The following is a 19,558-nucleotide window of genomic DNA, read 5'->3' as shown; positions in this document are numbered from 1 at the left end:
TTTTGTTTGCTTTGAAAACGGTATCCATCACTTATCTTTGTAACCCAAACCGATTTTAATGCACAACGTATATGAAAGATTTCAGAGAAACCAACTTCAAAAAGATACAGCAGTTACTTGATAAATGTGTTGCCCATGAATACGGGATGAAAACTAATGCGCTTGCCTTAAAGCGTGAATACCTGACGGAAGCGCAAATGAATGACTACATCCGGCAAGAAATTTTCAACGTGACCGAGAACCTTGTATCCCTATGCCAAAAGAACCGTGCCCTGCACAATATACGTTTTGACATACTGATGCCGGACTTCCTTTGGGAAAGCGGTTTCTTCGAAAATCTCTCTCTTGACGAGCGGAAAAAATATATTTCGTTCCAATGTTCTTCTTCTGATATGGACAAATACCTGCAATCTTCCACTTGCTATGATGAGCAGCTTCCGTTCTTTTCTTCCATTGTGCACCTTGTCATGCAGACCCAATATCTGGAATACCTCCAACAATCGGAGGACGCCAGTCATGCCTCTGTTCCTTTGGATGAGAAATCAGAAGAACAGCCAAAAGAAGAAGAGAAGGCACAGCCTGAGCCGACCAAGATAGTCGGGAAATCCAATCCATTCAAATCAGTCCTTACAACGCAACAAATCAAACTGTTGGTCGAATGTATCAACGAAGCGCACATATTCACCACGACAATCACCCCGAAAATCCTTTCGGACTTCTTCGCCTGCAAACTGAACGGGGTATTGAAGTCCAACAACAACCGCTTGCTGGCTTATCTGATGATGCAGCTTAGCTGCTACAACTATATCGCTTATGAGTGGCAGTCCGTCATAGCCAACAACAAGCTGGTACTTGCCAAGATAAAAGACAAATACCTCACACGCAGCGACTTGTCGAGCGCGACAGACAACGTGAAGTGCATCTACCCGAAAGGATACGAAATCATAGACAAATACATCAAGCAACTGCAAAAAGGTTGAGCATAGTCTGAGCGGTCAAACAAAGCTCAATTAGACTTCATTTCCAAGCCTTTAACTTTGCCCCCGTTAACAAAACGATGCGGCATGTCGGCATAGGTCAAAACAAAAATATTTCACGTGAGTTACCCGTAACTTATGTGTTGATGTTTTGGAAGATGCCGATTTTTGCCCCATCAAAAAAGAAACGAGGGTGCGCACCTTCATATTGTATCACCGAAAAGTTAAAGACAATATGGAAAAGACTTTGGAAATGCGAGTGGAAGAACTCGAAAGAATGCTGTTTATGACCAAGAATGTGCTTAGCTTCGATGAAGCGAGCGCATTCCTCTGCCTGTCGAAAAGCTATCTCTACAAGCTGACTTCAGGCAACCTGATTCCCCACTACAAGCCGCAGGGGAAGATGCTCTATTTCGAGAAGTCTGAACTGGAAGCATGGCTCCGCCAGAATCCGGTAAAGACCAAAACGCAGATAGAGCAGGAAGCGCAGAAGTATGTCCTTAACCGTTCCTTAAAGAAGTAAAGCCCATGGAAAACAAAGAAAGCATAGAGGCTAAAGGGAGTGCCATCATGAAAAAGGAGGACTTCGCAGCTCTTTGGAAGATCATCCGCCTAAAAGTGACAGATACCTACGACGTGCCGCCCGAAATCCTTTGGGTGAACGGCTCCACCATCGGGACGCTGGGCAACTTCAGCGCCTCCACAGGCAAGGCGAAAAGCAAGAAGACGTTCAACATCTCCGCCATCGTTGCAGCGGCACTGACCAATGACGAGGTGCTGCACTATTCGGCGTGCCTGCCTCCGGACAAACGGAAAATCCTTTATGTGGACACCGAACAGAGCAGATACCATTGCCACAAGGTGATGGAACGCATCCTGCGGCTTGCCGGACTGCCGACCGACCAGGACAGGGACGACTTTGTTTTCATCGTGCTCAGGGAACAGACCCCTGACATGCGGAAGCGGATTATCGAGTATATGCTGGAGAACATGCCCGATGTGGGGCTGCTCATCATTGACGGCATCCGCGACCTGATGTATGACATCAACAGCCCCAGCGAATCGACCGACCTGATAAACCTGCTCATGCGCTGGTCAAGCGGATACAACCTGCACATTCATACCGTGCTGCATCTGAACAAGGGGGATGACAATACGAGGGGACATATCGGTACGGAACTGAACAACAAGGCGGAAACCGTCCTGCAAATCACCAAGAGCACGCAGGACGGGAACATCAGCGAGGTAAAGGTGGCACATATACGCGACCGGGACTTCGAGCCTTTCGCCTTCCGCATCAACGACAGCGCATTGCCCGAAGTCGTGGACGGCTATGTATTCCAGCAGCCCAAGCAGGAAAAAAGTTTCCCGCTTACGGAACTGACTGAACAGCAGCACCGCACGGCGTTGGAAAACGGTTTCGGCAAGCGCACCGTGCAGGGCTATTCCAACGTCATACAGGCGTTGAAGCAGGGCTATGCAAGCATCGGCTACGAGCGGGGACGCAATGTCCTCGTGGCATTGAACACGTTCCTCGTGAACAAGCGTATGATTGTAAAGGAAGGAAAGGGATACCGTTACAATCCCGATTTTCACTACTAAAACAGGTTTGGTTTAGTTCGGACATATATATAAGGGGAACAGACTTCCCGTTTCCCGTCACTCCCGGCAATCAAGTCCGGTACAGTACGGGCGTATATATGAAGGTCTAAACCGGACTGGTACACTTCCCAATTATTCATCATCCACTAAAAAGTTTGCATTATGAACATTGAAGAAGCAAAGAAAATACCCATCGCCGATTACCTGCACAGTCTGGGATATTCACCCGTCAAGCAGCAGGGAGCGAATCTATGGTACAAATCGCCACTGAGGGAGGAACATGAAGCATCCTTTAAAGTAAACACAGAACGGGAACAATGGTATGACTTCGGGGCTAGCAAAGGCGGCAACATCATCGCACTGGCACAGGAACTTTACTGTTCCGACCATCTGCCGTACCTCTTAAACCGGATAGCAGAACAGGCACAGCATGTCCGCCCGGTCAGTTTTTCTTTTCGGCAGCAAAGGTCGGCACCGAGTTTTCAACATTTGGAAGTCCGTGACCTCACCCATCCGGCATTGCTCCGTTACTTGCAGGGGCGTGGCATTGACCTTACACTGGCAAAAAGAGAATGCAGGGAACTGCGTTTCACTCATGACGGCAAGCCCTACTTCGCCATCGGTTTCCCGAATGTGGCTGGCGGCTACGAGGTGCGCAACTCCTTTTTCAAAGGCTGCATCGCCCCGAAAGACATCACCCATATCCAGCAACAGGGCAAACCGAGGGAGAAGTGCCTGGTGTTCGAAGGCTTCATGGATTATCTTTCATTCCTCACGCTAAGGGCAAAGAACTGCCCTGTCATGCCCAACCTTGACAGGCAGGATTACGTCATACTCAACTCCACCGCCAATGTACAGAAAGCCATTGACGCATTGGGGCAGTATGAACGCATCCACTGCCTGCTCGACAATGACGGGGCAGGCATCCGGGCAACGCAAGCCATCACAGCGGAATACTCCTATCGGGTACGGGATTTCTCGCACAATTACCGGGAATATTCCGGCCTGAACGATTACCTGTGCGGCAGGAAGCAGGAACAGAAAAACGGACAGAAACTGCTGCTAAGGCAGAAGAAAGGCAGGGGAATCTAACCCAGCGGAGATAGACACTGTGAGCAACGGGCAGACGTTTCTTAGGGGGAGCAAGGTTATGTTTCGGTAGACCGAAACCGCCTTGCTTTGCTCCCCGCAAAGGAAACCGCTCCCGTCGGTCGCAATTTTCAAGACAACTTCCAAAGACAAAAATGTATGACAGATACAAGGAACAAATCAGGCGGTCGTCCGGCAAAGAACCGGATAGACAAGCAAAGACGTGTGGTCAGCACGAAGCTGACCGAGTTGCAGTATTACGCCGTTAGGAAGCGGGCGTCAGAAGCCGGGCTGCGTGTCAGCGAGTATGTGCGGCAGGCTGTCGTGTCGGCAGAGATAACGCCCCGGCTGAACAGGCAGGATACGGACATCCTCCGCAAACTGGCAGGCGAAGCGAACAACATCAACCAGCTGGCGCACCGGGCAAATGCCGGAGGCTTTGCGAAAGTGGCGGTCGAACTGGTGAAACTTAAGAACAGGATAGTGGAAATCATAAGCCATTTGTCGGATGATTGGAAAAATAAGGAAAGGAAGCGGGTTTAAGGGCTGTGTGGACTACGTGCTGGGCAAGCAGCAGGCGGTCTTGCTCCATGCGGACGGGATACTGGCGGAAAGCAGGCAGGACATCATCCGCAGCTTCTGCACGCAAGCCTCCATGAATCCCCGTCTGGGCAAGCCAGTCGGACATATCGCGCTGAGCTATTCGGTAAACGATGCGCCCAAGCTGACGGACGAGAAGATGATACAACTTGCGCAAGAGTATATGCGCGAGATGAAAATCACCGATACGCAGTACATCATCGTGCGCCACCAAGACAGGGAGCATCCGCATGTGCATATCGTGTTCAATCGCATAGACAACAACGGCAAGACCATCTCGGACAGGAACGACATGTACCGCAACGAGCAGGTGTGCAAGAAGCTGAAAGCCAAGCACGGGCTATACTTCGCCAAAGGCAAGGAACTGGTTAAGCGGCACCGCCTGAAAGAGCCGGACAAGTCGAAATACGAGATTTACACGGCTGTGAGGGATGAAATCGGCAAATCCCGGAACTGGCGGCAGTTGCAAGAGCGGCTGGCTGGAAAGGGCATCGAAATCCGCTTCAAGTATAAAGGGCGTACAGACGAGGTGCAGGGCATCTCCTTCACCAAAGGTGCCTATACGTTCAAAGGTTCGGAAATAGACCGCAATTTCAGCTTCTCCAAACTGGATAAGCATTTCGGGAACGCAGGAATGGATACCGTAGAAAATAGCCGCCAGCAGATAGTTTCCGCACCTATTTTGGAGCCTGAGCAAACACCGCAAAGGAACGACAGCCCTTCAATGGGCGGCTTGTTCAGCTTGTTCGATGTTTCGCCGTCTGCTCCATCGGACGAAGAAATTGACTGGAGTCTGAGAAAAAAGAAGAAGAAAAAGAAAAGACAACTTAAACTGTAAACGGATATGGAAGAAAATTTGATTTTAGAGGGGCTTCTCTCCATGGTCACGGAACTGAAGGAGAAGCAGGAAGCGCAGGTGACGCCAGCCGGACGCGAGGAAACCCTTTCCCGACTGGAGGCTATAGAACGGGCATTGTCTGAGTTACGCAGGAACCCGGCGGTTCCCGAAAGAGAGTTGCAAGACATCCTGACCCGGCTTGCCGAACTGCGGAAATCAGGACAGGAACAACGGCAATCTTTCGGGGAGGTCAAGAATTATGTAGTAGCCACTTTCGGCTGTCTCAAGGAAATGCTGGAAACAATGAAGCGGTACCATGATGAGCGCATGGCAGAAAAAGAAGAAGCCAAACCCGTACCGTTTCATCGGCGGATTTACAACAAAGTAACTTCTTTGGTACGCCCGAAGCTATTCCTCTTTTCGGCAGGTCTGATTGTCTGTGCCACGTCCCTGTTCCTGAATGTCCGTCTGGCTGAACGGATGGGGCAGTTGCAGGACAACGACATGAAATACCGTTATCTGCTGATGCAGGGACAAGCGGACGGCAATACCCTTGAAAGACTGGAGAATAAGTTCAAGTGGCAGCGGGACGAGCGTTTTATCCGCAACCTGACGGATTCGGTACTAGATTTTGAGGAACGTTGCCGCAGGCAGGCGGAAGCCTTGGAACGGGCAAAGCTGCTTAATGAGCAGGCTGAGCAGTTGAAAAAGGAAGCTGATAGGTTAGGAAATCAGTAAATAGCAAAAAGCCGAGGTGAAGGATAAGTCCCATAACTTCGGCTTTTGAGTTTAATAGTTATACGTAATTCAAACAGACTATTTTTTTAGACAAGCCTTGACCATCGTCAAGGTTTATATGATATTTTTCACGAAAAAAGAAAAGTGAAATCTTATTGTTAAGATTTTATTTTATATTTGCGCCGCTTAAAAGGAAAATAAATATATGTAGAACAAAAAACTACTTTTTATGGCAAACTTATCAAAAGAAGGCAATATTCAACATAAACTTGGATTTGCCGGGTTACTCATCACATTGGGTATTGTTTTTGGTGACATTGGAACATCGCCACTCTATGTTATGAAAGCCATCATTCATACTGGAGAAGCTCTTGATGAAAATTATGTTTTAGGCGCATTGTCTTGTATCATATGGACGCTTACTCTTCAGACTACGGTGAAATATGTGCTGGTGGCTCTCCGTGCCGACAATAACGGGGAGGGTGGCATACTTGCGCTTTATGCCCTTTTACGCCGCCACAGAAGAAGGTGGATTTACATCATTGCCATTATCGGTGCGAGCACTTTGCTTGCTGATGGTATTATCACTCCAGCCATTACGGTCACAACTGCCATAGAAGGACTTGAAAGTATCAGTCCGCATCTGCCTGTGATTCCTATTACACTGACCATTATTACCATTATATTTTTCGTTCAGCGTTTTGGTACAGAAAATATAGGACGGTCATTTGGCATATTTATGCTACTTTGGTTCCTGCTTCTTGGAATCGCCGGAGCTATCAGTCTGACTTCCTATCCTCAAGTATTCAAGGCATTCAATCCTTACTATGCCATACGGTTATTAGTGGAATCCCCCCACTGGTTTCTGATATTGGGTGCCGTTTTCTTGTGTACCACTGGTGCAGAAGCCTTATACTCTGATTTAGGGCACTGTGGCAGACGAAATATTACGGTCAGTTGGATATTTGTAAAGGTGATGCTTATTCTAAATTATTTGGGGCAAGGAGCGTGGGTATTGCATCATCCGGAAAGTGCAGAAGGTACAGTGAACCCATTTTATTCAATCATGCCACAAGAAATACTGTTGTTTTCCATAGCAATGGCTACCGGGGCAGCTATTGTTGCGAGCCAAGCTCTAATAAGCGGTTCATTTTCCATATTGAGTGAAGCTATGAACTTGAATTTCTGGCCTCGTATGCGTATTAAGCACCCTACCAACGTAAAAGGTCAGTCATTTATTCCAATGGTAAACCTTGTAATGTATATTGGAGTAATATTTACTATATTGTTGTTTCGAGATTCCACCCACATGGAAGCCGCTTATGGACTTGCCATAACTATTACAATGTTGATGACAACATTGTTGTTGGGATTCTATTTGCATATGCATAACATTCCACGCATTCTATCAATACTGTTTGTCGGCGGATATTGTGTTATTGAAGGTATTTTCCTTGCTGCAAACCTGTCCAAATTTATGGTCGGAGGTTGGTTTACGCTGTTAATAGGTGGATTATTATGTTTTATCATGTTTGTATGGGTAAGTGCCAACAAAATTCGTCGAAAACATATGTCTTCCAAACGGTTAAGTGAATACTACAACATTATTTCTGATATTAAGGCGGACGAAAGCATATCCAAATATGCTTCTAATCTTGTCTATGTGAATCATGCAGACAAAGAAGGTTGTGTGGACGATAAATTGTTGTATTCCATAATTAATAAGCAGCCTAAACGGGCAGATCATTATTGGCTTATTAACCTTGAATTTGTGGATACACCAGACACACTTGAATATAATTGTTCCACATTAATAAAAGGGACATTGTTTAGTATAACCATGCGTATAGGTTTTCGTATAGAACCGCGCGTGAGCCTTTATTTACGACAAGTAGTTGATGACCTTGTTGCGGATGGTGAAGTAGAACTAACAAGCTCTTATCCTTCATTGCATAAGAATGGCATACCGGGTGATTTTCGCTTTATTATTATCCACCGGATATATTATCCTGAAGATTCCCGTAACCGCCGACAAAATTTGCTGATGAGCCTTTATGCCTTAATTAGAAAGATAGGCATTGGAGAACCGAGTGCGTTGGGGCTTGACACATCGGTTGTTGTTGTCGAGCGTGTACCGTTAATTATAGCTAATAGGGCAAAACATATTCGTCGTATAGAGCGGATTAAGCCTGAAAAATGCGATAATGATGCTAATATAGTCTTGGAAGAACAGAATGTATCATAAGTGACTTGCTATAATTATCGTCTGCATTTACGGTTTAGTTCTGTCTTTTGTATATACATCCAAACTAACCTAAACCTATTCTTGTTGGCAGTAATAAACGTGCTGGCGAAAAGAGAAAGAATGGCTTTCCTTCTTTTCGCCAGTAGTGTTTTTTATTGCTAATAGTTTGCAGTTGAAATGAACTTCTTAATTTCCTCTTCAGTGGGAAGTTCTATCATATACTTTTGCACGAAGATGTTCGGGTCTAATCCGGCAGTGGCGTATTTTACCAACGTGTCGCCCTTCTCGGTGCAAAGCAGGATGCCGACAGGCGGATTGTCGTCGGGTTGCATCACTTCCGCCTTGAAGTAGTTAAGATATAGGTTCAGTTGCGAAGCGTATTCGTGGCGGAACTTGTCTATCTTCAATTCCACGATGACATGGCATTTCAAAATGCGGTGGTAAAACACGAGGTCGGCAAAGAAATAATCCCCGTCTATCAGGATTCTCTTTTGGCGTGCTTCGAAGCAGAAGCCATGTCCCATTTCCAACAGAAAGTGCTGCAGGTTGTCGAGAATGGATTGCTCCAAGTCGTTTTCCGTTACCAAAGTACGGTCGTTCAATCCCAAAAACTCCAACGTAACGGGCGTGTTAATAATGTCTTTGGGCTGTAATTGCATGGCTTGCCGCTGCACCAAGGCAGACAAGGTTTCCTTATTTTGGGATAATCCGCTGCGTTCGTAATAGAGGGAATTGATTTGCCGCTCCAATTCCTTTACTGACCAACAGCCCCGAATGGCTTCCATTTCGTAGAAAGCACGTTTTATAGGGTTATCAATGGGTGAAATTACATTCAAATGGGTGGAGGATAGGCGGTTAAACAACTTTTCGGGTGGGGTAATCCATTTGTTTTGAGTCGATTGAATGTGTTGAGTGGATTCGGCGGTTGGCGACCGCCGAATTTCATTATCAGATTTGGCGGTCAATAACCGCCGAATTGGGTCTGTGAATTCGGCGGACAGTGTGTGCCGAATTTGCGATGTCAGATACAATGCGATAGGCTCTTTCAGTTGCGGATAGACAAGATACAACCGCCGGAACTCACGAAATCTGCGCTCGTTCAGTCCTTTGACATTCAACCGCTGTTCCAGTTTCTTCAACAGTTGTTCGCCGTATGCGGCACGGTCTTCACCGTTTTGCTCAAACTCCACGATATAGCAGCCCATGAGCCAATTGCGGGCAGTCAGGGCGAGGTTTACAGCGTGTGCGGCTTGCGCCTGCAACGTGCTTTGTATCGTGCTGATATGTTTTACTAATGCTTCAAAGTCCATAATTGCAAAGGTAAGTCTTTTATGGTTAAAACTTTAATTCCGGCAGGCTATTTATCGCCTCCTCTTTCAATTTATCCACCGCACGGGTGTATTTCTCCGTATGTTTCAGTCCGCTATGCCCGAGCAGGCTGGCAACCGTCTTGATGTTCGCCCCATTGTTGAGGATATTCACGGCGAATGAGTGACGGGCGCAATGCCAGCTTATGTGCTTATCTATCCCGGCTCTTTTCACCCAACGCTTGACGGATTTGCAGCAACTTTCATACGAAGGCAGGTTGAAGATGAGAGCGTCTTTGTTACCGTCTGCCGGCGGTTCTCCCACAAGCGAAAGAAGACCGTCATTGAGCGGAATGACCACACCGCTACTGGCGGAATGACCTTTGGTCTTGTTCTGCTCAAATTTTAGCAGCTTATTAGCGTAGTCGATATTCTTATAGGTAAGGTCTTTCACATCACAGAAGCGCAAGCCACAATACAGGCAAAAGATAAACGCACGCCTTACGTTGGGGTTCTCGTTGTCATAATGGCACGCAATCAACCGCTGGATTTCTTCCGGCGAAAGCACGTCCTTGCGTAGTATCTGGCTATCCGCCTTGCAGGTAACGCCTTTGCAGGGGTCTTTCAGCATCACATCGTGGTCAATCGCATAGTGGATAACCTTCTTGAAACGCTGGAAGATGCTTTTAGCCCCTTCGCCCACGCTCCGGGATTGCAAATAAGCTACGAACTGTTCCATCATGTCCTTCGTGATAAGTTCCGGCTTGATGCCGAACTCGTGCATCGGGTAATGCTCCTTCAAAAAGTCCTTGAAACGGCTTAGGGCGATTTGCACCATCCGAATGTCTTTCTTGGTATAGTCATTGATATAGGCTTGAAAATAATCCAAGAAATTCACGTTCCGGTCTTTTTTCAGGCGATAGCCCAACATACTTTCCTTAAACTCCTGTTCACGTTCGGCACGTATTTTTACAGCAAGCTCCAGTGTTTCCTTGTTCTGCTGGCGTTCCGCAGGGGTACGTGGCTTCTCTATCAGATACAGGCTGAGGTTCTCTTTTCGCCTGTGATGCTTGATAGCGAACTTCGGCTTTCCCTGCATCTTACCGCTTTCATAATACACCTGATTACCGTTTTCATCCAATACAGGCTTTTCCTCTCTACCCAAATAATACTCCAGATACAAACTAATTCTGCCGTCCGACAGCCTGTTTTGCTCCAATTTAGGGTTTTCTTTCGTTTTATTTTCTAACTTTGCCATTGTTTAGAGGTTTTATCCCGATTTAGATACCGTAACCGGGTGATTACACTAAATAATTGATTTTCTTTTGTTTTCCGATATTGCAAAGGTACAAAAGAAAATGGAATTTCAAAGTGTACTAAAAGTGTACTGAATAACAGGAAATGGGCAAAATATGGCAAAAATGGAGAAAATAAGAAATATACAAATGGCTGATAATAAGGAAAATAAATTCTTTTATTTTCCTATGATTTCTATGCCTTGTACCGGATCTGAGTACGATAAAAGCACCCCAATATGCCTATATTGATGAAGCCAAGTTCATCGGTTAATGAAGCCTGCTTCGATTGTTGATGCACCCAGCTTCATCAGCTAACGCATCCGTATGCATTTTTGTCAGCACCCGACAGACATTCTGGCAGCTTTCTTGATAGGCATGAATCCAACGAACGAAGATGAGCCCAAACATCCGAATTCAAAGGTAAAAATGGTTCCGCTATGGGCGTTCGGACAAAGCATAACAGTAAAAGGTGTAGTAAAAGACACAGCAGGCGAACCAGTCATTGGTGCCAGCGTTGTAGAAAAAGGTACTACCAATGGTATTATTACTGATTTCGACGGTAATTTTGAACTCAAAGTTTCATCGAATGCAGTGCTCTCTATTACATTTGTGGGATACCAGTCTCAAGAAATCCCAGTAAATGGCAAAACTTCCTTCAATGTTACCTTAAAAGAAGATACTGAACTTTTGGATGAGGTTGTTGTAATCGGTTATGGTACAGCACGTTCATCGGATGTAACCGGCTCTATTTCTTCCATGCGCGGTGATAAGTTGCGCGAAGTTCCTGCAACGAATATCACCTATGCCCTGCAAAACCGTGTTGCTGGTGTGGATATGTCTCAGACCTCGTCCCAGCCGGGTGCAACGACCCAAATCCGTATCCGCGGTACCCGTTCGTTGACCGCTTCGAATGACCCGTTAATCGTATTGGACGGAATCCCGTTTGCAGGAAACATTTCAGACATTAACCCGAACGACATCAAGAGCATGGATATCCTGAAAGATGCCTCTTCTACAGCGATTTACGGTTCACGCGGTGCCAATGGTGTCATCTTGATTACTACAAACAAAGGTATTCAGGAATCTCCTGCCAAATTCAATTATAACGGTTATGTGGGCTTAAAGACCGTATTTTCGGAATACCCGATGATGGACGGTCCTACATTCGCTAAGATGCGCGAATATGCCGGTTTATATTCCAACTCGTTGGACGAATCGAACGATGTCAATACCGACTGGCAAGACCTGATGTACCGCAACGGATATGTGACCAGTCATGATATCAGCGTAAACGGAGGTACGAAAGGCGGTAATTACAGCTTCGGCTTAGGATATTATCAAGATCAAGGCGTGATTCCGACACAAAAATATACCCGTTATTCATTACGCGGAAGCATTGAGCAGAAATTAGGCGACATTTTGCGTGTCGGATTAACCACCAACTCTAATTACAATATTACCAACGGTACGCAAGTGGGTATCTACAACGTACTTACCATGACTCCAATCGCTAATCCTTACAACGAAGACGGGTCACTGAAAAGGTCCATTACATTGCCCAATGACAGCTATTATACTATCACCCGTGATGTAGTAGAAAATCTGGATGATAGTTGGGTAAACGATAGAACCGCAATCGGTACATACAACAACTTTTTTGCAGAATTGAGTTGCCCATGGGTAGAAGGACTGAAATACCGTGTGAATTTAGGTTTGAATTACCGTTCTAGCAAAGTCGGAGCCTTCACCGGCGAAGGTGTGACAAGTACAACGGTAGACACCCCTTCTACCGCATCTTTGCAACACGAAGAAACGGTCAATTGGGCGGTAGAAAATCTGCTTACCTACGACCGTACATTTAATGACAAACACCGCCTGAATGTAGTCGGCATGTTCTCTGCAGAAGAAACCACTTATTCCAAATCACACATTGCAGCCCGCGACATTCCGGCAGAATACATGCAATATTATAACTTAGGGCAAGCGGCCGGAACCATCACTGTTAATCCCGGAAACTGGAATTATCAACGCTACGGATTGATGTCCTACATGGCACGTGCCATGTATACGTATGACAACCGCTATATGTTCAGTGCAACAGTCCGTTCGGATGCTTCTTCACGTCTGGCTAAAGGACACCAGTGGCATACTTATCCTGCTGTATCTGTAGGTTGGAATATCAAAGAAGAATCTTTCATGGATAACGTAAAATGGCTGGACCAACTGAAAATACGTGCCGGATACGGACAGACTTCAAATCAGGCGGTTAATCCTTATTCTACCTTAGGAAGCCTCAGCACCCGTCCGTATAACTTCGGTCCTACAGGATATGCAACCGGATATTACGTATCAAGCCTTCCTAATGCAGAACTGGGTTGGGAATATTCTTCGACCTGGAACTTCGGTTTGGATTTCACCCTCTTCCAAGGACGCCTGTCAGGTACATTGGAATACTACATCCAAAAGACCAATAACCTGTTGCAAAGCGTGAACTTGCCTGGCACTACAGGTGTAGGAAGCTATATGGCAAATGTCGGAAAAACCCAAAACAAAGGTATCGAATTTACGATCAACGGCACAATTTTAGACAACTACAACGGTTGGACGTGGGATGCCAGCCTCAATATCTATTCGAACAAGAATGAAATCACCGAACTGGCTTCGGGTGCAGAGAAAGATGAAGCCAACTGGTGGTTCGTAGGACATCCGATTGATGTAATCTATGATTATGAAAAATTAGGGCTTTGGAATGCAGATGACCCTGACGCACAATATCTCCAGATTTTGGAACCGGGCGGAAACCTCGGTATGATTAAGGTAAAATATACAGGAGAGCGCAATCCTGACGGAAGTCCGACACGTGCCATCGGCGCAGAAGACCGTCAGAAATTGGACACCAATCCGAAATTCCAAGGAGGCTTCAGCACCCGTGTTGCCTATAAAGGCTTTGACTTGAACATCATCGGCGCATTCAAATACGGAGGTATCCTTATCAGTACATTACACTCTTCAAGCGGCTACCTGAACATGTTGAGCGGACGCCGCGGAAACGTAGATGTAGACTATTGGACAGAAGAAAATACCGATGCCAAATATCCGAAGCCGGGCGGTATCATGAGCAGTGATAATCCTAAATACGGTTCTACATTGGGATATTTCGATGCTTCTTATTGGAAAATCCGTACCATAACCTTGGGCTACACGTTCGACAATCAAAAGCAAAAATGGCTGAGAGATTTAGGCGTAGACAATTTACGGGCTTACTTTACCGTACAAAATCCGTTCGTCATCTGTTCTCCGTTCCATAAAGAGACAGGCCTTGACCCCGAAACCAACTCGTATGCAAATGAAAACGTTGCCGTTGCTTCAGGTCCTTCCCGTTTGCTGACCGTAGGAACGAACTCTCCGTCTACACGTAATTATTTATTCGGTATCAGTTTAACCTTCTAATTAGAAAGACATTATGAAAACAAGACTATACACTAAAATGAAAGTTGCAGGAACCGCCGCATTGGCATTGTTCTTTGCCGCTTCCTGTTCGGACATACTTGACGAACAGCCGCGTAGCTCCTATACGCCGGATTTCTTCAACACCGAAAGAGGTGTAGAAGGAGGTATCACTTCCATGTATGCGCATCTGCGTAACATTTACGGACAAGCCTATTACTACAATTCTTGCCTGACCGGTACAGACGAAGCCACTTATGCCCAAAGTGCAGACGGAAACTTCAAGGATGCAGACCTTTCGGGTGTCGGCAATCTAAACGCCAGTACAAGCCGTTCGGATGCTATTTGGGGAGAATCTTTCTCTAATATCAATACGGCTAACGGAGTCATCCAAAACGGAACAGCAGCCGGAGTTGCCGAATCTTTGCTTGCCGAAGCCCATTTCTTCCGCGGATTCGACTATTTCAATCTGGTACAGACTTTTGGAGGCGTACCTTTGGATTTAGGTTCCGGAGAATTGGCATTCAATATCACCGCAGTACGTACCTCGGTACGGAATACGGTACCTGAAGTATATACCCGCGCTATTTTCCCGGATTTGCTGAATGCAGTCGAGAATTTGCCGGATAATCCGCGCGTGACCGGCGGTGTTTGTAAAACTGTAGCCCGCTTATTTTTAGCAAAAGCTTATCTGACATACGGCTGGTGGCTGGAAAATCCGAATAATATCCCGACCTATCCCGAATGCCAACGTACTGACCCTGACGGACATGATGCCAATTGGTATTTCCAGCAGGCATACAACATTGCCGTAGAAGGCATCAACAATCCTGGTCCATATAGCCTGCAAGAATATTACTACGACATTCATTTAGGTTCGAACGACCGTAACTCGGAAATTATGCTCTATGCCGACCACACGCAAGAAGACGAATATTACAATGGCGGTAGTTTGTCATACGGTTCTGGAGGTGCTCCCGATAACTTTGCAGGCTGGATGATGAACTGGAACTATACCAATATGCAAGCAATAGGCGTCAAAGCTGATGGAAGCGAAGTCACTATCAATCCGCTCCGCCGTGTGGCAGAACAGGCTTACGGACGTCCATGGACCCGTATGTGCCCGACATTAGGGGTTATCACAGAAACTTTTGCCGACAAGACCAACGATTCCCGTTATGACGGTACATTTACAACTGTATACCGTGCCAATTGGTCGAAGGAACTGGCAGCAGAAGGTTACCAATATGTTAAAAATGCAAACGGATTACGTGTGAATGAGGGAGAGCCTATCTTGACTTTCCTTTTTGAAGAACCAGATACTGAGATCACTTATCCTACTGGAGGAGGTGAAAACACAATGGGAGCCGGAACACTTCCGGGCAGAGCCGATTACGTTGTTAACCCAAGAGGCATCAGCCGCCTGATGTATCCGTCACTTTGGAAACTGGGTCCATACCGTACAGACAATGGAACAGGTCCAGGACAACCGAATGCAGGAAGTACCCGTCCGTTTAATATTGCTAAATTCTCTGAATTATACTTTGTAGCTGCAGAAGCGGCTGTAAAAGGCGCTACAACCCAGAGCGGCATGACTGCAAGAGACCTGATTAACGTCATCCGTGCACGTGCCGGAAAATGGAGATGGAGCAATAGCGGAAACTGCGAAAAGATAGAAGACCATAGTGCTGAAATGATTGCAGCAACTCCCACTACGATTGACATTGATTACATCTTGGCAGAACGTTCGCGCGAATATTACGGCGAAGGTTACCGTTGGCTCGACTTGGTTCGTACCCAAAAATGGAGAGAAGTGGCTGGCACTTACGAAATTTGCGGAGACCAGGCAGGAGACCACACTCCACAAACCTTTACCCGAACCATTGAAGACTTCCATTACCTGCGCCCGATACCGCAAGGACAATTGGATGCCATGACTATGAGTGATGCAGAAAAAGCTGCATACCAGAATCCGGGATATTGATTTATATCGAATAAAACGATGTAATTATCATTGTGTTTTTCGTTCTCTAAGCTAACCAAAATCTGCCACTCTTTGTGATAAAGCGTGGCAGATTTTCTTTTTTTGTTGCTCACCTAAAATTATTTATGTACTTTTGGAGAAAATAACAAATGAATCATGAGCAAACGGATAGCTGAAATCGATTACTTGAAATGCGTATTCATTTTATTGATGATTGCGTTTCATCTGGTGTTTTTCAGCGATAAGTACCTCTGGATAAAACAATGGGTATACACTTTCCACATGCCTGCCTTCCTGCTTCTTTCGGGATACCTGATGCGCATAGAAAAACATCCGGGCGATTTTTTTCGGATGATGTTCTGGATTCTTATCCCCTATGCGATTATGGAAACCGGTTATGTCATTATGTCTGCCGTTCTTCCAGTACGTGAAAAAGTAGACGCATTAAGTGCCGGACTGCTCATAGAAAAATTATTCCTGCATCCTATGGGTCCTTATTGGTATCTGCATACATTCATGCTTTGCGGATTCGTGTATTACGGAGTGTTCCATCCGAAAGGGAAAATAAACGAACTGTCCCGTTTGATTCTGACAGGTGTATGTTATGCCATTTTGGCGGAATGCTTTCAAGTCGTATCTTTGCCCAATGCCTTGTATTTTCTTGCAGGCATCGCTATCCGCCACGGAGGTCTGAAGTTTACATCTTTTTTCCGTCCTTCTTTTTTCGCCATTATCCCTTTAATTTGGTTAAGTACATACACGACTAACCTAGACCGTTTTACTCTAGGCGGAGCAGCCATCGTTTATCTGATAATCAGCTTGCTTTTAAGCATTTATCCGATATTACCTTTGCATTTCAAACAATTTGCATCCTACATCGGATCGCATACCTTGATACTATTGGTATTTTCTCCAGTCTTCACCATGCTTTCCAAAATCTTAATTCCTTTCCTTGCATTCGACAATTCTGGAATCCTTTTTTTGATAATAGCCATGGTGATAACGGTTTATGGTTCATTCGGCATAGCCTGGTGCATGGACCGTTTACACATTTCTCCCTATTTTTGGGGAAAAGAGCAAATACTACAACCTTTTCGGAAGTGACAAATTGGCATGTTCGTCTTTTGGCACTTCTTTTGCGGAAGAATAAATGAAGTTGAATATAAATAACCCATTAAATAGTACGATTATGATTTCAGAAAAATTACAAGACGCGATGAATGAACAGATCACAGCAGAAATGTGGTCTTCTAACCTGTATCTTTCGATGTCTTTCTATTTGCAAAAAGAAGGATTTGACGGTTTCGCTCATTGGATGCGCAAGCAATCTCAAGAAGAATTGCAACATGCATACGACCTTGCAGATTATATCGCAAAGCGTGGCGGTGCAGCTAAGGTAGATAAAATCGATGTCGTTCCGCAAGGTTGGGGCAGTGTGTTGGAAGTATTCGAACACGTTTATAACCACGAATGCCATGTATCAGAGTTGATTGACAACTTAGTAAACGTAGCTTCTGGAGAAAAAGACAAAGCTTCACAAGATTTCTTGTGGGGATATGTCCGCGAACAGGTAGAAGAAGAAGCTACCGCTCAAGGCATTGTCGACAAACTGAAAAAATGCAATGACTATGCCGGCATCTTGTATTTGAATGATAAATTAGGCACACGCGAATAATTCATACCGCTAAATGATTGAATACAGAGACACAGAAGCATAGGGTATATCAATTCTCTAAGTCTTTATGTCTCTGTATTTTTTATTCCACTCGTTATGACAATTACCGATTTACTTCGACGAACAGGACGTTGGTGCTGCCGTTTCCGACATCGGTGCGGATATGGGGTACACTCCCCCTCTGATTTTTTCTTAATTACCTTTGTTTTTTATGAAAAAACGCCGTATTACGCTTTCCAATCGTTACATTATCTGCGCGAAGATTTAGAGTATCTGCCTCATTATCGGGAAAAAACAGACCGGCTTCTATTCCGGATAGTCAATTATTGGCAACCTGCTTCCATGTTGGAAATAGGTACAGGAAGCGGTTTGCAGACACGTTACATGGCAGAAGCGAAACGAGTTCCTTTCATCACATTAGATAAAGGGGAAATCAAGCCCAATGTCGTCAAATTCCTTTCGGGATGTAAAGAGGTTGTCTGTCAAAACGGGGATATCCTTCAGCTATTGGATGTGATATTGTCAAATGCCAGTTTCCCGGAACTAATCCATATCGGGCATACTTCTTATTATAAGGAGATATTCGAACGTTTGCTTCCTCACGTAACAGAACGTACATGTCTTATTATAGGTTCTCCTTATGCAACACGCGAAAAGAAAATATGGTGGAAACAGATTATAAATGACCCTCGTACAGGAGTCACATTTGATTTATATGATATCGGATTAGTCTTCTTCGACAAAAAACGAGTGAAAGAACACCGCATTGTCAACTTCTTTTAAAAGCAATGACCATGAAAAAAAGTCTGATTTATACACGTACAGGAGATAAAGGCACAACTTCATTAGTAGGCGGGACACGTGTACCTAAAACCCATGCACGTCTGGAAGCCTATGGAACCATTGATGAATTGAACGCCCAAATAGGATATTTAATTTCGCTATTGGAAGAAGAAGAATATAAAAGCTTGTTACAATTCATACAGCATAAACTATTTACTTTGGGGGCTTATTTGGCTACAGACACTTCCAAGACCGATTTACATACAGGAAGCAACATAGTCCCTGAGGATGTAAAACGGGTAGAACAAGCCATAGATGAATTGGACGCTTCATTGCCCGAACTCCATGCTTTTGTTTTACCGGGAGGCTCAACTCCCGCATCGGTTTGCCATGTTTGCCGGACAATATGCCGCCGGGCAGAACGGCGCATTTTATCATTGGAGGAAGTGGAAAAAAATTGTGAAATAGATGAAAATGTGAAGCAGTTTGTCAACCGTTTGTCAGATTATTTGTTTGTTTTATCAAGAAAGTTAAATCAATTAACACAGCACGATGAAATTTATTGGGATAAGAGTTGCAAATGAGATAATTTGTTATACTTTTGTGACTCAATAACACGAATATAAACTTTATAAACTGAAAATACTATGTATTGGACATTGGAATTGGCCTCAAAACTGGAAGATGCACCATGGCCTGCAACAAAAGACGAGTTAATCGACTACGCAATGCGTTCAGGAGCTCCTATGGAAGTGATTGAAAATTTGCAAGAAATGGAAGATGAAGGCGAAATATATGAAAGCATTGAAGATATTTGGCCTGACTATCCCAGCAAAGAAGATTTTTTCTTCAACGAGGACGAATATTGATTAAGAAACTGTTTTGAATTGATTTAAGAATAATGTTATAGGGCTACATACAATTCAGAATCAGCCGGTCAATTGGAAAAATGTTATATCTTTACAGGTACCAAAC

Annotated in this window: 17 protein-coding genes; 15 read left to right on the top strand and 2 right to left on the bottom strand. The window is 45.0% G+C overall.

The window, feature by feature from the left end; translation table 11 throughout:
* The first annotated feature begins 71 nt into the window (after window positions 1–71).
* From B5F91_RS04720 to B5F91_RS04685, 8 genes are all read left to right on the top strand, one after another.
* Complete coding sequence (locus tag B5F91_RS04720; protein WP_087427960.1) at window positions 72–980, top strand: hypothetical protein; 909 nt, start codon at window positions 72–74, stop codon at window positions 978–980.
* 232 nt (window positions 981–1,212) lie between these two features.
* A complete protein-coding gene (locus tag B5F91_RS04715) occupies window positions 1,213–1,500 on the top strand; it encodes a helix-turn-helix domain-containing protein (RefSeq protein WP_087428064.1) in 288 nt (95 codons plus the stop codon).
* 5 nt (window positions 1,501–1,505) lie between these two features.
* Window positions 1,506–2,579 carry an AAA family ATPase gene (locus B5F91_RS04710; RefSeq protein ID WP_087427959.1) on the top strand — a complete coding sequence of 358 codons (1,074 nt, stop codon included), beginning with the start codon at window positions 1,506–1,508 and terminating at the stop codon, window positions 2,577–2,579.
* A gap of 162 nt (window positions 2,580–2,741) precedes the next feature.
* Entirely contained in the window at window positions 2,742–3,671 is a 930-nt protein-coding gene (locus tag B5F91_RS04705; RefSeq protein WP_087427958.1) for a toprim domain-containing protein, read from the top strand.
* A 156-nt stretch (window positions 3,672–3,827) separates the two neighbouring features.
* On the top strand, window positions 3,828–4,211 hold the full coding sequence (locus B5F91_RS04700) for a MobC family plasmid mobilization relaxosome protein (protein WP_022456182.1): 384 nt from the start codon (window positions 3,828–3,830) through the stop codon (window positions 4,209–4,211).
* Window positions 4,177–5,106, top strand: coding sequence for a relaxase/mobilization nuclease domain-containing protein (locus tag B5F91_RS04695; protein ID WP_087427957.1), 930 nt, complete (start codon window positions 4,177–4,179; stop codon window positions 5,104–5,106). Before B5F91_RS04700 ends, B5F91_RS04695 begins: the two co-directional genes overlap by 35 nt.
* A 6-nt stretch (window positions 5,107–5,112) precedes the next feature.
* Window positions 5,113–5,844, top strand: coding sequence for a hypothetical protein (locus tag B5F91_RS04690; protein ID WP_087427956.1), 732 nt, complete (start codon window positions 5,113–5,115; stop codon window positions 5,842–5,844).
* A gap of 229 nt (window positions 5,845–6,073) precedes the next feature.
* Entirely contained in the window at window positions 6,074–8,089 is a 2,016-nt protein-coding gene (locus B5F91_RS04685; protein ID WP_018710110.1) for a KUP/HAK/KT family potassium transporter, read from the top strand.
* Window positions 8,090–8,247: 158 nt separating this feature from the next.
* Here B5F91_RS04685 and B5F91_RS04680 read toward each other — a convergent pair whose 3' ends face one another.
* Together B5F91_RS04680 and B5F91_RS04675 are read right to left on the bottom strand one after the other, a co-directional pair.
* On the bottom strand, window positions 8,248–9,399 hold the full coding sequence (locus B5F91_RS04680) for a PDDEXK nuclease domain-containing protein (RefSeq protein ID WP_087427955.1): 1,152 nt from the start codon (window positions 9,397–9,399) through the stop codon (window positions 8,248–8,250).
* Window positions 9,400–9,424: 25 nt separating this feature from the next.
* Complete coding sequence (locus B5F91_RS04675; RefSeq protein WP_087427954.1) at window positions 9,425–10,654, bottom strand: site-specific integrase; 1,230 nt, start codon at window positions 10,652–10,654, stop codon at window positions 9,425–9,427.
* Between the two features lie 466 nt (window positions 10,655–11,120).
* Between B5F91_RS04675 and B5F91_RS04665 the strand changes: the two genes are divergently transcribed.
* The 7 genes from B5F91_RS04665 to B5F91_RS04635 all read left to right on the top strand — a co-directional run bounded on the left by B5F91_RS04665 (window position 11,121) and on the right by B5F91_RS04635 (window position 19,452).
* Window positions 11,121–14,144 carry a TonB-dependent receptor gene (locus B5F91_RS04665; RefSeq protein WP_239416259.1) on the top strand — a complete coding sequence of 1,008 codons (3,024 nt, stop codon included), beginning with the start codon at window positions 11,121–11,123 and terminating at the stop codon, window positions 14,142–14,144.
* A 13-nt stretch (window positions 14,145–14,157) separates the two neighbouring features.
* Entirely contained in the window at window positions 14,158–16,125 is a 1,968-nt protein-coding gene (locus B5F91_RS04660) for a RagB/SusD family nutrient uptake outer membrane protein (protein ID WP_087427953.1), read from the top strand.
* A 156-nt stretch (window positions 16,126–16,281) separates the two neighbouring features.
* The gene (locus B5F91_RS04655; protein WP_087427952.1) at window positions 16,282–17,229 is read left to right on the top strand and encodes an acyltransferase family protein; all 948 of its coding nucleotides are present in this window, start codon (window positions 16,282–16,284) and stop codon (window positions 17,227–17,229) included.
* A gap of 85 nt (window positions 17,230–17,314) precedes the next feature.
* Window positions 17,315–17,800 carry a ferritin gene (locus B5F91_RS04650; protein WP_087428062.1) on the top strand — a complete coding sequence of 162 codons (486 nt, stop codon included), beginning with the start codon at window positions 17,315–17,317 and terminating at the stop codon, window positions 17,798–17,800.
* A gap of 96 nt (window positions 17,801–17,896) precedes the next feature.
* Window positions 17,897–18,583 carry a hypothetical protein gene (locus B5F91_RS04645; RefSeq protein ID WP_087427951.1) on the top strand — a complete coding sequence of 229 codons (687 nt, stop codon included), beginning with the start codon at window positions 17,897–17,899 and terminating at the stop codon, window positions 18,581–18,583.
* 11 nt (window positions 18,584–18,594) lie between these two features.
* Window positions 18,595–19,167 (top strand): cob(I)yrinic acid a,c-diamide adenosyltransferase, encoded by a 573-nt coding sequence (locus tag B5F91_RS04640; protein WP_087428061.1) that lies wholly within the window; start codon window positions 18,595–18,597, stop codon window positions 19,165–19,167.
* Window positions 19,168–19,230: 63 nt separating this feature from the next.
* Window positions 19,231–19,452: a DUF2795 domain-containing protein gene (locus B5F91_RS04635; protein WP_013618052.1), complete on the top strand. Its 222-nt coding sequence runs from the start codon at window positions 19,231–19,233 to the stop codon at window positions 19,450–19,452.
* Window positions 19,453–19,558 lie beyond the last annotated feature (106 nt).

It is taken from the genome of Bacteroides sp. An322 (genome assembly GCF_002161765.1).
In the GTDB taxonomy this organism is placed as follows: Bacteria; Bacteroidota; Bacteroidia; order Bacteroidales; family Bacteroidaceae; genus Phocaeicola; species Phocaeicola merdavium.
Note: the sequence above shows the minus strand (reverse complement) of the source record. Positions and strands in the feature narration are given on the sequence as shown.

Coding starts and splice junctions, on each gene's coding strand:
- B5F91_RS04720 (WP_087427960.1), top strand. CDS start 72: ATGAAAGATTTCAGAGAAACCAACTTCAAAAAGATACAGCAGTTACTT.
- B5F91_RS04715 (WP_087428064.1), top strand. CDS start 1,213: ATGGAAAAGACTTTGGAAATGCGAGTGGAAGAACTCGAAAGAATGCTG.
- B5F91_RS04710 (WP_087427959.1), top strand. CDS start 1,506: ATGGAAAACAAAGAAAGCATAGAGGCTAAAGGGAGTGCCATCATGAAA.
- B5F91_RS04705 (WP_087427958.1), top strand. CDS start 2,742: ATGAACATTGAAGAAGCAAAGAAAATACCCATCGCCGATTACCTGCAC.
- B5F91_RS04700 (WP_022456182.1), top strand. CDS start 3,828: ATGACAGATACAAGGAACAAATCAGGCGGTCGTCCGGCAAAGAACCGG.
- B5F91_RS04695 (WP_087427957.1), top strand. CDS start 4,177: ATGATTGGAAAAATAAGGAAAGGAAGCGGGTTTAAGGGCTGTGTGGAC.
- B5F91_RS04690 (WP_087427956.1), top strand. CDS start 5,113: ATGGAAGAAAATTTGATTTTAGAGGGGCTTCTCTCCATGGTCACGGAA.
- B5F91_RS04685 (WP_018710110.1), top strand. CDS start 6,074: ATGGCAAACTTATCAAAAGAAGGCAATATTCAACATAAACTTGGATTT.
- B5F91_RS04680 (WP_087427955.1), bottom strand. CDS start 9,399: ATGGACTTTGAAGCATTAGTAAAACATATCAGCACGATACAAAGCACG.
- B5F91_RS04675 (WP_087427954.1), bottom strand. CDS start 10,654: ATGGCAAAGTTAGAAAATAAAACGAAAGAAAACCCTAAATTGGAGCAA.
- B5F91_RS04665 (WP_239416259.1), top strand. CDS start 11,121: ATGGTTCCGCTATGGGCGTTCGGACAAAGCATAACAGTAAAAGGTGTA.
- B5F91_RS04660 (WP_087427953.1), top strand. CDS start 14,158: ATGAAAACAAGACTATACACTAAAATGAAAGTTGCAGGAACCGCCGCA.
- B5F91_RS04655 (WP_087427952.1), top strand. CDS start 16,282: ATGAGCAAACGGATAGCTGAAATCGATTACTTGAAATGCGTATTCATT.
- B5F91_RS04650 (WP_087428062.1), top strand. CDS start 17,315: ATGATTTCAGAAAAATTACAAGACGCGATGAATGAACAGATCACAGCA.
- B5F91_RS04645 (WP_087427951.1), top strand. CDS start 17,897: ATGACAATTACCGATTTACTTCGACGAACAGGACGTTGGTGCTGCCGT.
- B5F91_RS04640 (WP_087428061.1), top strand. CDS start 18,595: ATGAAAAAAAGTCTGATTTATACACGTACAGGAGATAAAGGCACAACT.
- B5F91_RS04635 (WP_013618052.1), top strand. CDS start 19,231: ATGTATTGGACATTGGAATTGGCCTCAAAACTGGAAGATGCACCATGG.